The organism is Kitasatospora sp. NPDC001527 (assembly GCF_040298605.1).
Lineage (GTDB): Bacteria > Actinomycetota > Actinomycetes > Streptomycetales > Streptomycetaceae > Kitasatospora.
This window is the reverse complement of record NZ_JBEPAM010000031.1, coordinates 41915-54672: the sequence shown is the minus strand read 5'-3', so window position 1 is coordinate 54672 and position 12758 is coordinate 41915. Positions and strand designations below refer to the sequence as shown.

Below are 12758 nucleotides of genomic sequence, written 5' to 3'. Positions count from 1 at the left end.
TCTCGGAGTTCCGGCCCACCGCGGGTGACCGCGCGGCTACCATCGGCGCAGGGCCGGCCGAGGGGCCGGGTGGTCGTGAGGGGGGAACCTCAGCCATGCGCGTGGTCGTCACCGGCGGAGCCGGATTCATCGGGGCCAACCTGGTCCGGGCCCTGTCGGCCCGGCCAGAGGTGGACCAGGTCCGGGTCGTGGACGACCTCTCCACCGGGCGGAAGGCCAACCTGGCCGGCACCGACGCCGTGTTCCACGAGGGCAGCATCCTCGACCGGGCGCTGCTGGACGAGGTCTTCGCCGGGGCCGACGCCGTGGTCCACCTCGCCGCGCTGCCCTCGGTGCCCCGCTCGGTGGCCGACCCGCTGGCCAGCCACCACGCCAACGCCACCGGCACCCTGGAGGTGCTGGAGGCGGCCCGCCGCGCCGGCGGCCTGTACGTGGCCGCCGCGTCCTCCTCCTCGGTCTACGGCGCCAACCGCGAACTGCCCAAGCGCGAGACCATGCGCACCGCGCCGATGAGCCCGTACGCGGTCAGCAAGCTCGCCACCGAGTCCTACCTGGCGGCCTACCACCACTGCTACGGGCTGGGCGTGCTCCCGCTGCGGTTCTTCAACGTCTTCGGCCCGCTGCAGCCCGCCGGGCACGCCTACGCGGCCGTCGTCCCGGCCTTCCTGGACGCCGCGCTCGCCGGGCGGCCGCTGACCGTGCACGGGGACGGCGGGCAGAGCCGGGACTTCACCTTCGTCGGCACCGTCACCCAGGTGATCACCGAGGCGGTGCTGCGCCGGGTGGTCCACCCGGACCCGGTGAACCTGGCCTTCGGCACCCGCACCTCGCTGATGGAGCTGATCGGCGAGCTGGAGTCGGTGCTCGGCCACCCGGTCGAGGTGGCGCACGTCGACCCGCGGCCCGGCGACGTCCGGGACTCGCAGGCCGACAACACACGGCTGCGCGAGCTGTTCCCGGACGTCCGGCCGGTGCCGCTGCGCGAGGGCCTGGAGCGCACCGCGGACTGGTTCCGCGGCCTCTAGGGCGTGGTCCGAGGGAGCAGCGCGCCGTTCCACTCGAAGGCGGCCTCGGCCGGGCCGGACAGCGCGCGGTGGATCCAGGCGAGCTCCTTCTCGGCCATCGGCGGCAGCTGGTCCAGGGCGTACCAGCCGACCGCCAGCGTCTCGTCCTCGTCCACGCGGACCTCGCCGCCCACCGGGCGGCAGCGGAAGACGACCTCCAGGTACTGCGTCATGTCGCCGTTGGGGTAGGTGATCTCCGGCGAGACGGTGACCGTGACCAGACGGTCGGGGGCGGCGACGACGCCGGTCTCCTCCAGGCACTCGCGGACCGCGCCGTCGGCGGGCTGCTCGCCCGGGTCGAGGATGCCGCCGGGCGGCGTCCAGCAGCCGTCGTCGGCGCGCTGAACGAGCAGCACCCGGCCGTCGTCGTCCAGGACGACCGCGACGACGGCGCTGAGCCAGAGCATGCGGGGGCCGACCACGGCGCGCAGATCGGCGAGGAACTCGGGAATGGCCATGCCCCGCACCCTATCCGGGCCCGGGTCGGCGCCGCCCGCCCTCAGGACGCAGCGGGCGGGCCGGGGAGCCGACCACGACCTCGCCGGGCGGCACGTCCCTGGTCACCACGGCGGCCGCGCCCACGAAGGCGGCCTCGCCGACCTTGCGGCCCTGGAGGACCACGGCGTTGGAGCCGACGGTGGCGCCGTCCGCGAGCAGTACGGCGCCCGAGACGTTGCCGCCCGGATAGACCGTCACCCGCTCACCGAGCACGGCGTCGTGCCCGACCGTGGCGTTGTAGTGGACCTGGCTGTGCGCGCCGAGCCGCACGCTGCTGGACACGTAGGCGCCGCCCATCACCAGGCAGCCCGGGCCGAGCACGGTGTCCGGGGCGATCAGCGCCCGGGGGTGGACCAGGGTGGCCGGCCGCGCGCCCAGGCCGTCCAGCAGGGCGGCGAGCCGCTGCCGGACGGCCGGGTCGGCGATCCCGACCAGGTAGCGGTCGCCGGGTCCGAGGTCGGCGGGCCTGCGGACGGGCAGGCCGCGGACGGTGGCGCCGTGGCGGTGGTCGTCGAGGAAGCCCGCGACCGGGACGCCGGCCGCGAGCGCGGTGTCCAGCGCCTCGCGGCCGACGCCCCCGGCGCCGGCGATCCAGAGCCCGCTCGGGGCGGTTGCGGAGGGCACGGGGGCCATCCTGCCGGGTCCGGTGGTCAGGACGCCTCCTCGACGGCGGCGCGGACCGCCGGCGTACGGGCCGCCGGCGTACGGACCGGCGGGGCCGGCCGCGGTCCGGTGCTCTGCCGGGGCAGGCCGATCACGGCGGGCTGCTGCTCGTTCGCGGCCGCGGCCGAGGGCAGCGCCACCGGCACCGGAGCACTGGTCTCGGCCGGCTCGGTGGGCGCCGGGAAGCCCGGGTTGACGCCGCCGGCCGCGGTGATCCCGGCCGGGCGCAGCAGCACCTTGACGGTCAGCAGCAGGATCCGAAGGTCGAGCGCGAGCGAGCGGTTGCGGACGTACCAGAGGTCGAGTTCGATCCGCTCGGGCCAGGTGATGGAGTTGCGCCCGCGCACCTGGGCCCAGCCGGTGAGGCCGGGCCGGACGTCGAGCCGGCCGCGCTGCCGGCGGGAGTAGTGGGCGACCTGCTCGGGCAGGGTGGGCCGGGGCCCGATCACGCCCATCTCGCCGCGTGCGACGTTCCACAGCTGCGGCAGCTCGTCCAGGCTGGTCCGGCGGAGCAGTTCTCCGAGCCGGGTGATCCGGGGAGCGTCCGGCTCCTCGGGGAAACGCCTGTCCCGCATGGTGCGGAACTTGAGGATCTCGAACTCCTTGCCGTGCAACCCCGTCCGGGTCTGCCGGAAGAGCACCGGTCCGCCCATCGTGCAGCGGATCAGCAGGGCGATCACCAGGCCGAGCGGAATCGCGGCGATCCCGGCCAGGACGGTGATCACGAGGTCCCCCCCTCGCTTCATGACGGTCCTTCCCCCTGATGCGGTGGTGTGGGTCGTGGATGGGCTCAGCCGGCCGTCCAGGGCAGTCCCTTGGCGCGGGCGACGGCCGCGTAGGTGGCCAGCGAGACGGCGGCGACCGCCCGCTGGTCGAACTGCTCGGTGGCGCGGCGGCGGGCCGCGGCGCCGAGACGCTCGCGCAGGCCGGGCTCGGTGAGGAGCCGGTCCAGCGCGCCGGTGAGGGCCCGGGCGTCGCCGGGCGGGGCGAGGAGCAGGTGCTCGTCGTGGGTGCCGATCTCGCGGCAGCCGCGGATGTCGCTGAGCACCATCGGCAGGCCGCCGGCGGCGGCCTCCATGGCGGAGCGGGAGAACCCCTCCCGGTAGGAGGGGAGGACGAAGACGTCGAGGGCGGCGTAGACGGCGGGCATGTCGCCGCGCGGGCCGAGGAAGGCGACACCGGACTCGGCGCCGTGGGCGTCCGGCTTGTCCGGGTCGTCCGGGCCGATCCAGACGAACCGGGCCTTGCCGGCCAGCGCGCGGGCCGCCTCGGCGTACTCCGCGATGCCCTTCTCGGCGACCCGTCGGCCGACCCCGCCGACGAGCAGTTCGTCCGGCCCGACACCGAGTTCGGCGCGCAGGGCGGCGCGGGTGCGCTCGCGCTCGCCCGGGTCGGTGGCGAAGCGGGTGAGGTCCACGCCGTTGCCGACCACCCGGGAGCGGCGGGCCGGGACGGCGCGGGCCAGGGTGCGGCGGTCCTCGCCGTTCTGGTACAGCTCGGCGTGCGAGAAGCGGGCCGCGAAGGCCTCGGCGCCCAGTACGAAGGCCCGCTTGGCGAGCGGGTCGTGGGCCTGCGCCCAGAGGCCGTGGCAGGTGTTGACCACGACCGGGACCCGGGCGAGGCGGCCGAGGACGCGGCCGAGCACGCCGGTCTTCGGGTTGTGGGTGTGCAGCACGTCCGGGCGGATCCGGTCGAGGACGGCGAGCAGTTCGCGGGCGGCGACGGCGTCGGCGCGCGGCTCCCAGGCCCGGGTGAGCGCGTGCAGCGGCTCGTGGCGCACCCCGATCGCCTCCAGCTCGGGGACGTACGGGCCGGGCGCGCTGATCCCGTACGTCTCGAAGCCGGCCTCCAGGTCGACCTTCAGCTCGGTGGCGAGCAGCAGTTGCAGGCTCATGTCGACGGTGGTGAGGTGGGCGACGCGCAGCGGGCGGCCGCCGGGGCCGCGCAGGCGCCGCGGGATCCGGTCCTCAGGCACGGGCGCCCACCGCCTTGGCGGTGGCGACGATCCGGGCGTAGGCGAGCTCGGGGATCAGCCGGCCGTGCAGCTTGGCGCGGAAGAAGTCGATCGGGTCGGTGCGGCGGACCGGTACCCGGCGCAGCCGGACCGGGTCGACGCCGGGGGTGTTGCGGCCGACCTCGCCGGTGGCGGCGGTCCGGAAGCGGGCCCGCAGGGCCGGCTCCATGTGTGGGACCGGCACGCCCCAGGTGTAGGCGTAGTGGCTGGGGCGGACGCCCAGGTGCTCCTCGACGTCGTCGTTGCAGGCGTCCAGCTCGGCGACGGAGAGCAGTTGGGGGCGGGCGTGGGTGCGGGTGTGGTTGGCGACCGTGCACAGGCCGGAGGCGGTCATCTCGCGCAGCTGCTCCCAGCTGAGCGCGGGGGCGCCGGCCACCTTGGCGGTCGAGCCCTCCCAGCGCATCTCGCCGCCGACGTGACCGCTGGTCAGGTAGACGGTGAACGGCAGCCCGCGTTCGCGCAGCAGCGGCCAGGCGTTGTCGTAGACGTCCGCGAAGCCGTCGTCGAAGGTGAGGACGACGCTCGGGGTGCGGCGGCCGGCCTCGATCCGGTCGGTGGCCTCGTCCAGCGAGACCACCCGCCCGGGGGGCAGGGCGGCGAGCAGGTCGGCCTGGGCGGCGAAGTCGGCGGTGGCGACGTCCAGCTCGTCCGGGCTCCCGCCGCCCACCCGGTGGTAGATCAGCACGGTGGCGCCCTCGCCGGGGGTGCTGCCGACCCGGCGTGCCAGCTGGCGCTTCACCCGGGTCCGGATTCCCCCGCTGACCGGGGCCGTTCCGGGCGCGGCGGTGCCGCTCATGGTTCCCCCCTCTGCGGCGCCCTCCCCGGCGCCGGCAAGTGGCCTCGCATCCGGTGCGGTCGGCACCCCGGACGGTCATCACAGTAGGGGGAACTGTGGGGCTGGTGCCCTGGAATTGTGAAAGAAGCGAGAAGGGGTTGGCAGATGGGCTGAAAACCTGTCGATCTGACCGGTTGGACTCGATCGGGTGATCGGTGTCGGTCCCGTGCTCAGGCCGCCGCACGCCCGGGCCGCTACGTGCTCAGGCCGCCGACGCCCGGGCCGCTACGTGCTCAGGCCGCCGCGCGGCGGCGGCGGAACAGCGCGAAGGCGATCCGGGCGAGCAGCAGCACGCCGGCCGCGAGGCAACCCGCCACCGCCATCGCCCAGGCCGGGCCGTCACTGTCCGGAACCACGACCGCCACCACGATCCCCAGCGCGAGGCAGGCCAGGCCCACCAGCGCGAGCGGCACCTGGTGGGTGACCAGCGGGCCACCGTGACAGTACCGGGCCATCCGGGTCGCGCCGTGCGGGTGGAAGTGATCACGTTCCGCATCTGCCATGAGCCCAAGGTACCCCGGCAGCGACCTGCGGGCAGCACGCGCGGCGCGATCGGGCGGACACCCTCCGTAACGGTCGCGGCCGGAAGTGGCGGGTGGGCGGGGAGGTGTTCCGGAGCCGTCCCCCGGCTCGTTCCCGCCGTGTCGCGGGCTCGTTCCGGGCTCGTCCCGGAATGGTTCCCGGTCTGCGAAAAAACCTTGCCGGTCCGGTACAACCATCAACGGGGCGTAGCTGTCTCCATTACATTGAGCGATCCAGGAGCCGTCCGCGGTGCGGGTTGGGAGTCCCCGCCGTGGACCGGACATACCCAGGGGGCGGAGCCGCCGCGCCCTGGAGTCGGAGGCCGGGCTCCGTCCTCCGGCGGTACCGCCACGCCGCATCGGCGACCGAGGGGGAACCGTGCCGCAGTCCCATTCCACGACGTCGACCTCCAGCCCCACGGCCCGGAACGGGGCCTGGGTGAGTGCCCTGTCGGACCTGCGGCCGCCGCCGACCACCGGCGGGCCACCCGGGGCCGCCGCCGTGACGACCGACGGGCAGCCGATCGTCACCCCGCCGGCGGTCCTGCCACCGTCCGTCCTGTCGCCGGCGGTGCTCCCGTCCGCCGTCCTCCCGCAGACCGTGCTCCCGCCGGGCGGCCGGGCGCTGCGGTCCACCGCCACCCGCGCCTGCTCCCGGCCGGCCCGCCCGCCGGCCGAACCCGCCCGTGCCGACCGCCCGGCCGATCACCCCGCCGGCCACCCGGCCGACGCGCGCGGTGAGTGGCTGCGGTTCGCCCCCGTCCAGCCGCTCTTCCGCGCCCGGGCGGCGCAGCGGCTCGCCGTGCTCGCCTACCACGGGGTCACCGACCCGCGCTCGTTCGGCGCCCAGCTGGACCGGCTGCGAAGACTCGCGACCCCCGTCTCGCTGGCCGCCGTGCAGCAGGCCGTCGCCGAACGGCGCCCGCTGCCCGCCCGCAGCGTCCTGGTGACCTTCGACGACGCCGACCGCAGCGTCCTCACCCATGCGCTGCCCGCGCTGATCGAACGCGGCATCCCGGCCGCCGCCTTCGTCATCTCCGAGCTGATCGGTACCGAGAAGCCGTTCTGGTGGCACGAGGCCGACTTCCTCGCCCGGCACGGCGGCCGGGCCCGCTCGCTCGACTGCGGCCACCCCTCCCAGTTGCTCCGCCGGCTCAAGGCGATGCCCGACCCGGACCGCCGGCGCAGCCTCCACGAACTGCGCGTCAGCGCCGACCGGCGCCCGCCCGGCCAGGAACAGCTCACGCCCGCCGACCTGGTGGCACTGCGCGCGGGCGGCGTCGCCATCGGCAACCACACCCAGGGGCACCCGTGCCTCGGGCGCTGCGACGACGCCACCGTCCGCGCGGAGATCACCGGCGCCCACGAGGCCCTCACCCACTGGCTCGGCGAACCCCCGGTCGCCTTCGCCTACCCGGACGGCGGCCACGACGTCCGGGCCGAGACGGTCCTGCAGGAACTCGGCTACCGGCTCGGCTTCCTCTCCGACCACCGTCTCGGCCCCCGGCTCCCCTCCCACCCTCTCCAGATCAGCCGGCTCCAGGTGGACTCCACGACCAGCACCCGGCGCTTCGACACCATCCTCTCCGGCCTCGAACCCGCCTACCGCCGCTGGCGCGGCCACGCCGCCTGACCCTCCCCCTCGCGCGCAGGAAGTCGCCCCACCGACTTCCTGCGCACCCCAGGCCACCCCGGACTCCCCTTCCCCGGCACGAAAAGCCGCCCACGCCGACTTCCTGCTCCACCACCACCGCCGGCCCGCAGGCGGCTCAGCCGGCTCCCGACTCCACCCACCACCCGCCATGCCGCCCAAGCCAGAAATGGGGCTGCTTCGGTCTGGACCCGGCGCCCGCGAAGATCGAGGGGTTGCGGTCGAAGGCGAAGCAGCTGACAGCGTGCGGGTGGCTCGCCGAGCCGGCGCCGGGCCGTTTCACGCTCGCGAAGGCCGTGGCCGGGCCAGGCGGCGGGTCATGAGCATCGTCGCCTGGCCGGTGGACCGTCGCCTCCGCGCTGCCGGTGAAGCGTTCGAAGTCCCGCGCGAGGCGCCGGCAGACTGCTCCCAGCAGGCCAGGGGTGTCGACCACGGCGTGTCGCTTGCGGCCGTTGATCAGCTTGCCGCCGTCGAAGCCGCGGCTGTCGGCGCCGACGACGGCGTCCGCCTTGACGGACCGGGAGTCGATCACGCCCGCGCAGCCGGCCCGGCCTCGGTAGCAGCGGCCTTTCATACGCGGCGGCCTCCGCACTCACCCGATCGAGACTCCCGTTCGACCGGCACCCCTCACGGTCGGACGGCCAAGCCGCTGAGTACCGCCAAACGCTGTCTGCCCCGCTCGTGTGAGGATGGTCGGCATGTCTGCTCGTGGACTGAGCTTCGGCGCAATCGCGGAAGCCTACGAACGGTTCCGGCCGGGGTATCCCAAGGAACTCTTCGACTTGGTGATGGCGTACGCGGGCCGGCCGATCCGGACGGCCCTGGAGATCGGTGCGGGGACCGGCAAAGCAACCCGCCTGTTCGCTGACCTTGGGGTCACGGTCACGGCGACGGAACCCGACGCCGCCATGCTCGCCGAGCTGAACAAGACCGCGCCCCCGAACGTGACGACCGTGCGGGCCGCGTTCGAGGACCTGCGGCCAGGTGAGACCTGTGGATTGGTCTATGCGGCGGCGGCCCTGCACTGGACACGCCCGGAGGATCGGTGGTCAAGAGTGGCCGCGCTACTGGAACCGGAGGGTGTGTTCGCCTCGTTCGGCGGCCAGGTTCAGCTGGCTGACCCGGCTGTCGAGGAGTCCGTGCGTGCGGCACGGGCACCGTTCCTGGAGAACGACGAGGTTCCGTCTCCCGACGGGACCGCTCCGGGCGAGGAGATGCAGTGGCCGGGTACGGAGCTGCAGCAGTCTCCGTTGTTCCTCGACGTTCAGCAGGCCGTCGTCAAACGGCGCTTGACGATGAGCGCTCCCGACTACGCCGGCTACCTGTCGACCGTCTCGGCGTATCTCCAACTGCCGCGATCGGAGCGACAGCAGGCGTACGACGCGATCACGCGGGTCCTCCCCGAGACGGTCGAGATCGCCGCCGACATCATCGTCCATCTCGCGCGCCGACGATCCGAGCAGGGGCGACACTCCTCCCTGCGGGACCACGGCGAGCCTCACACGACGATCTGCGTCGAGACGCCCCCACCGTGGTCACCCGATACTGAGACTCTCGTTCGAGCGACACCGCTCAAGATCGGAACAACATCAGCCACTGAGGCACCAGCGGTCGCACCAACACCTGGCGCCGCAGCCCTCGGACCCATGGCAGCACGGCCGCAGACGCCTCACGGCCCCGGCGGCCTGTCAGTGGAGTGGGACGTCGGCCGGGCCGACTTTTCGCGCATCGGGCGGGGCCGGCGGCCGGTCCGGGGCCCTGCTGGAGTGGGCGGCGCCCACAAACCCCGGGCGGGGGCGGAGACATCGCGCAGCCGAGGAGCGAGCGCCGGGCGGTGGTGACGTCCTCGGAGGCGGTCGGGGTCAGGGGGCGGAGGCGGTGAAGGGGAGGGCCTGGGGGTAGGTGAGGGCGGCGGGCGGGAGGGTGGCGGGGGCACCGGCGTGGAGGACGGTGAGGGTGGCGCCGCCCTCGCGGGCGGGGTCGAGGACGCGGCGCAGGGCCTGGGCGACGACCGGCTCGGCGGAGCCGTGCAGGGTCAGCGACGGCAGGGCGGTCGGGGCGACGGCGGCGCGGATGCGCTCGGCGACCAGTTCGTAGTGGGTGCAGCCGAGGACGACGGCCGCCGTGCCGGCCGGGGTGCGGGCGGCCGCGGCGGCGATGGCCGCCTCGATGGCCGCGTCGTCGCCGTGCTCAATGGCGTCGGCGAGCCCGGGGCAGGCGACCTCCGTGACGTCGGCCGTCCCGCCGAAGTCGCGGATCAGCCCGCGCTGGTACGGGCTGCCGGTGGTGGCCGGGGTGGCCCAGATGGCGACCGGGCCGCCGATGGCGGCGGCCGGCTTGATCGCCGGGACGGTGCCGATGACCGGCAGTCCGGGCTCCAGCTCGGCGCGCAGCGCGGCGAGCGCGTGGACGGAGGCGGTGTTGCAGGCGACGATCAGCGCGTCCGGCCGGTACTCGGCGGCGGCCCGGGCGCAGCCGAGGGCGAGTTCGGTGATCTCCTCGGGCGTCTGCGGGCCCCAGGGCATCGAGGCGGGGTTGGAGGAGAGCACCAGGTCGACGTCCGGACGCAGCCTCCGGAGTACGGCGGCGGCGGCCAGCAGGCCGATTCCCGAGTCCATCAGTGCGATCTTCACAGGTCAAGACTTTAGCCGATGGCCCCCTGGAGGCCTCCCGTACGGCAGACTGCCCGGGTGACCGTCCTGCTGTGGATCGCCGCGTTCTCCCTGCTGGTCTGGCTGTGGCTGGCGGGCTGCCACGGGCTGTTCTGGCGCACCGACGTGCGGCTGCCGGAGCGCCGGCCGCCGGAGCGCTGGCCGCAGGTGGCGGTGGTGGTGCCGGCCCGGGACGAGGCCGGGGTGCTGCCCGTGTCGCTGCCCGGCCTGCTGGCGCAGAAGTACCCGGGGCGGGCCCGGGTGGTGCTGGTGGACGACCACAGTTCGGACGGGACGGGCGCGCTGGCGCGCTCGCTCGCCACCCCGGAGGGCCTGGAGCTGACGGTGACCACCCCTCCCCCGCTGCCGCCGGGGTGGACCGGCAAGCTGTGGGCGCTGCGGCACGGGGTGGAGCTGGCCGGGCCGGACGCGGAGTACCTGCTGCTGACCGACGCGGACATCGCGCACGGCCCGGACTCGCTGGCCGAGCTGGTGGCCGCGGCGCAGAGCGCGCGGCTGGACCTGGTGTCCCAGATGGCCCGGCTGCGGGTGGAGACGGGCTGGGAGCGGCTGATCGTGCCGGCCTTCGTGTACTTCTTCGCCCAGCTGTACCCGTTCCGGTGGAGCAACCGGCCCGGGGCGCGGACGGCCGCGGCGGCCGGCGGCTGCTCGCTGGTGCGCCGGGAGGCGCTGGAGCGGGCGGGCGGGGTGGCGGCGATCCGGGGCGCGGTGATCGACGACGTGTCGCTGGCCCGGGCGGTGAAGGCGGCCGGCGGCCGGACCTGGCTGGGGCTGGCCGAGCAGGTGGACAGCGTGCGGCCGTACCCGCGCCTCGCGCAGCTGTGGCGGATGGTGTCGCGCAGTGCCTACGCCCAGCTGCGGCACTCGCCGGTGCTGCTGCTGGGGACGGTGCTGGGGCTGGCGCTCGTCTACCTGGTGCCGCCGGTGGCGACGGTGGCGGGGATCGCGGCGGGTGCCTGGCCGGTGGCGGCGGCGGGCGGGGCGGCCTGGGCGCTGATGGCGGGGACCTTCGTGCCGATGCTGCGCTACTACCGGCAGCCGCCGCCGGCCGCCCTGCTGCTGCCGTTCACGGCCTCGCTCTACCTGCTGATGACGGTCGACTCGGCGGTGCAGCACTGGCGCGGCCGGGGGGCCGCCTGGAAAGGCCGGACGTACTGAGCCCGGCTGGTCCACACTGGTCGGATGGACCGTCAGACGATCTCCCGGCTCGCGCACGCCCGCCACCCGATCGCCGCGCCGCTCTCCGACGGGTCGGTGGCGGCGCTGCTGGACCGGGCGCTCGCCGCGGACGAGGGGCGGGCGCTGGACCTGGGGTGCGGGCGGGCCGCCTGGCTGCTGCGGGCGCTGAGCGCGCGGCCGCGCTGGCGGGCGACCGGGGTGGACCTGGACGCCGCGGCGCTGACCCTGGCCCGGGAGTCGGCCGAGGCGCTGGGGGTGCAGCGGCGGATCGACCTGCACCACCTGGACGCCCGGGAGTTCACCGACCGCCGGCCCTTCGAGCTGGTCCTGAACATCGGCGCGACGCACGTCTTCGGCGGTCTGCTGCCGGCGCTGGCGGCCGCCCGGGAGCACCTGGCGCCGGGCGGCCGGGTGCTGGTGGGCGAGGGGTTCTGGGAGCGCGAGCCCTCGGCGGCGGCGCTGGCCGCGCTCGGCGCCGCGCCCGGGGAGTACGCGGACCTCGCGACCACGGTGGACCGGGTGGCGGCGGACGGCTGGACGCCGGTGACCGGCCATGTGAGCAGCCCGCGGGAGTGGGACGACTACGAGTTCTCCTGGACGGGCACGCTGGCCGAGTGGGCGCTGGACCACCCGGAGCACCCGGACGCCGGGGCCGCCAGGGCGGCGGCCGACCTGCACCGCGCCGAGTGGCTGCACGGCTACCGGGGGACGCTCGGCTTCGTCACGCTGCTGCTGCGCCGCGACTGATCCGGACGAGGAAGCCGTCGATCAGCGGGGCGATCTCGGGCAGCTTCTCCTCCAGGGCGAAGTGCCCGGTGTCGAGGACGTGGAGTTCGGCGTCGGGCACGTCGCGCAGGTAGGCGCGGGCGCCGGGCTCGGTGAAGAACGGGTCGTTGCGGCCCCAGACGACGAGCGTGGGCGGGCGCCGGGTGCGCAGCCACTCCTGCCAGACGGGGTAGAGCTCGACGTTGCTGTGGTAGTCGAGGGCGAGTTCGACCTGGATGTCCTTGCGGCCGGGCAGGTCGAGGTGGTGCTGGTCGAGGGTCCAGCCGTCGGGGGCGACCAGCGTGGGATCACCGGTGCCGCCCTCGTACTGGGAGCGGGTGATCTCCAGGGTGAGGATCTCGCGGACGCGGTCGGCGGCGCCCTCGACGCCGGGGCGGTTGGCGATGAACGCGCGGGCCCGGTCGGAGAGTCCCTCCTCGTAGGCGTTGCCGTTCTGGACGACCAGGCCGGTGATCCACTCGGGGTGGCGGGTGGCGAGCCGCAGGCCGACGGGGGCGCCGAAGTCGAAGACGTAGAGGGCGAAGCGGTCGAGGCCGAGGGCCCGGCAGAAACCCTCGACGACGTCGGCCAGGGTGTCGAAGCGGTAGGGGAAGGCGCCGGGGGCGGGGCTGTCGCTGTGGCCGAAGCCCGGGTAGTCGGGGGCGATCAGCCGGTGGCGGGTGCCGAGTGCGTCGAAGAGCCGGCGGAACTGGTGGGAGGCGGACGGGAAACCGTGCAGCAGCAGGAGCACGGGGGCGTCGGCCGGCCCGGTCTCCCGGTAGAAGACACGCAGACCGTCGACGTCGACGCGGCGGTGGTGGACGTGCGGGATCGTCAGCTCGCTCATGCTAACCATTAAACACGTGAGCAAGGGTTAGAGATAGAGCTGTGGCGGC

General features: G+C 74.9%; 13 protein-coding genes and 1 pseudogene. 5 read left to right on the top strand and 9 right to left on the bottom strand.

Translation table 11 applies throughout. The features are described from left to right. The first annotated feature begins 95 nt into the window (after window positions 1-95). Entirely contained in the window at window positions 96-1025 is a 930-nt protein-coding gene (locus ABT238_RS25130) for an NAD-dependent epimerase/dehydratase family protein (protein ID WP_350568969.1), read from the top strand. On the opposite strand, the gene ABT238_RS25125 is transcribed toward ABT238_RS25130, so the two are convergent. The 6 genes from ABT238_RS25125 to ABT238_RS25100 form a co-directional block, all read right to left on the bottom strand. Beyond that, complete coding sequence (locus tag ABT238_RS25125; RefSeq protein ID WP_350568967.1) at window positions 1022-1522, bottom strand: NUDIX hydrolase; 501 nt, start codon at window positions 1520-1522, stop codon at window positions 1022-1024. The genes ABT238_RS25130 and ABT238_RS25125 overlap by 4 nt on opposite strands. Before the next feature lie 10 nt (window positions 1523-1532). Next, the gene (locus tag ABT238_RS25120; RefSeq protein ID WP_350568966.1) at window positions 1533-2186 is read right to left on the bottom strand and encodes a NeuD/PglB/VioB family sugar acetyltransferase; all 654 of its coding nucleotides are present in this window, start codon (window positions 2184-2186) and stop codon (window positions 1533-1535) included. A gap of 26 nt (window positions 2187-2212) precedes the next feature. After that, complete coding sequence (locus tag ABT238_RS25115; protein WP_350568965.1) at window positions 2213-2971, bottom strand: sugar transferase; 759 nt, start codon at window positions 2969-2971, stop codon at window positions 2213-2215. A 44-nt stretch (window positions 2972-3015) separates the two neighbouring features. Further along, window positions 3016-4200, bottom strand: a complete 1185-nt coding sequence (locus ABT238_RS25110; protein ID WP_350568964.1) for a glycosyltransferase — start codon at window positions 4198-4200, stop codon at window positions 3016-3018. Continuing rightward, a complete protein-coding gene (locus tag ABT238_RS25105; protein WP_350568963.1) occupies window positions 4193-5035 on the bottom strand; it encodes a polysaccharide deacetylase family protein in 843 nt (280 codons plus the stop codon). Before ABT238_RS25105 ends, ABT238_RS25110 begins: the two co-directional genes overlap by 8 nt. Before the next feature lie 272 nt (window positions 5036-5307). Then, window positions 5308-5577 carry a hypothetical protein gene (locus ABT238_RS25100; protein ID WP_350568961.1) on the bottom strand — a complete coding sequence of 90 codons (270 nt, stop codon included), beginning with the start codon at window positions 5575-5577 and terminating at the stop codon, window positions 5308-5310. A gap of 457 nt (window positions 5578-6034) precedes the next feature. Here ABT238_RS25100 and ABT238_RS25095 point away from each other — a divergent pair, with 457 nt between their 5' ends. Continuing rightward, window positions 6035-7228, top strand: coding sequence for a polysaccharide deacetylase family protein (locus tag ABT238_RS25095; protein WP_350568960.1), 1194 nt, complete (start codon window positions 6035-6037; stop codon window positions 7226-7228). A 297-nt stretch (window positions 7229-7525) separates the two neighbouring features. On the opposite strand, the pseudogene ABT238_RS38830 reads toward ABT238_RS25095, so the two are convergent. Next, window positions 7526-7784, bottom strand: a pseudogene (locus ABT238_RS38830) (hypothetical protein); the annotation flags it as partial. A gap of 160 nt (window positions 7785-7944) precedes the next feature. On the opposite strand from ABT238_RS38830, the gene ABT238_RS25085 reads away from it, so the two are divergent. Next, window positions 7945-9087: a class I SAM-dependent methyltransferase gene (locus tag ABT238_RS25085; RefSeq protein ID WP_350791046.1), complete on the top strand. Its 1143-nt coding sequence runs from the start codon at window positions 7945-7947 to the stop codon at window positions 9085-9087. A 21-nt stretch (window positions 9088-9108) separates the two neighbouring features. Here ABT238_RS25085 and ABT238_RS25080 read toward each other — a convergent pair whose 3' ends face one another. Continuing rightward, window positions 9109-9879, bottom strand: a complete 771-nt coding sequence (locus ABT238_RS25080) for a glutamate racemase (RefSeq protein ID WP_350791029.1) — start codon at window positions 9877-9879, stop codon at window positions 9109-9111. A 57-nt stretch (window positions 9880-9936) separates the two neighbouring features. Here ABT238_RS25080 and ABT238_RS25075 point away from each other — a divergent pair, with 57 nt between their 5' ends. Both ABT238_RS25075 and ABT238_RS25070 read left to right on the top strand, forming a co-directional pair. Beyond that, a complete protein-coding gene (locus tag ABT238_RS25075) occupies window positions 9937-11076 on the top strand; it encodes a glycosyltransferase (RefSeq protein ID WP_502891460.1) in 1140 nt (379 codons plus the stop codon). A gap of 24 nt (window positions 11077-11100) precedes the next feature. Beyond that, window positions 11101-11844 (top strand): SAM-dependent methyltransferase, encoded by a 744-nt coding sequence (locus ABT238_RS25070; RefSeq protein WP_350791005.1) that lies wholly within the window; start codon window positions 11101-11103, stop codon window positions 11842-11844. Here ABT238_RS25070 and ABT238_RS25065 read toward each other — a convergent pair. Continuing rightward, window positions 11819-12709 (bottom strand): alpha/beta fold hydrolase, encoded by an 891-nt coding sequence (locus ABT238_RS25065; protein WP_350790991.1) that lies wholly within the window; start codon window positions 12707-12709, stop codon window positions 11819-11821. The genes ABT238_RS25070 and ABT238_RS25065 overlap by 26 nt on opposite strands. Window positions 12710-12758 lie beyond the last annotated feature (49 nt).

Excerpts from the sequence above, each read along its gene's own strand:
- ABT238_RS25130 (WP_350568969.1), top strand. The coding sequence starts at position 96 with ATGCGCGTGGTCGTCACCGGCGGAGCCGGATTCATCGGGGCCAACCTG.
- ABT238_RS25125 (WP_350568967.1), bottom strand. The coding sequence starts at position 1,522 with ATGGCCATTCCCGAGTTCCTCGCCGATCTGCGCGCCGTGGTCGGCCCC.
- ABT238_RS25115 (WP_350568965.1), bottom strand. The coding sequence starts at position 2,971 with ATGAAGCGAGGGGGGGACCTCGTGATCACCGTCCTGGCCGGGATCGCC.
- ABT238_RS25105 (WP_350568963.1), bottom strand. The coding sequence starts at position 5,035 with ATGAGCGGCACCGCCGCGCCCGGAACGGCCCCGGTCAGCGGGGGAATC.
- ABT238_RS25100 (WP_350568961.1), bottom strand. The coding sequence starts at position 5,577 with ATGGCAGATGCGGAACGTGATCACTTCCACCCGCACGGCGCGACCCGG.
- ABT238_RS25085 (WP_350791046.1), top strand. The coding sequence starts at position 7,945 with ATGTCTGCTCGTGGACTGAGCTTCGGCGCAATCGCGGAAGCCTACGAA.
- ABT238_RS25070 (WP_350791005.1), top strand. The coding sequence starts at position 11,101 with ATGGACCGTCAGACGATCTCCCGGCTCGCGCACGCCCGCCACCCGATC.
- ABT238_RS25065 (WP_350790991.1), bottom strand. The coding sequence starts at position 12,709 with ATGAGCGAGCTGACGATCCCGCACGTCCACCACCGCCGCGTCGACGTC.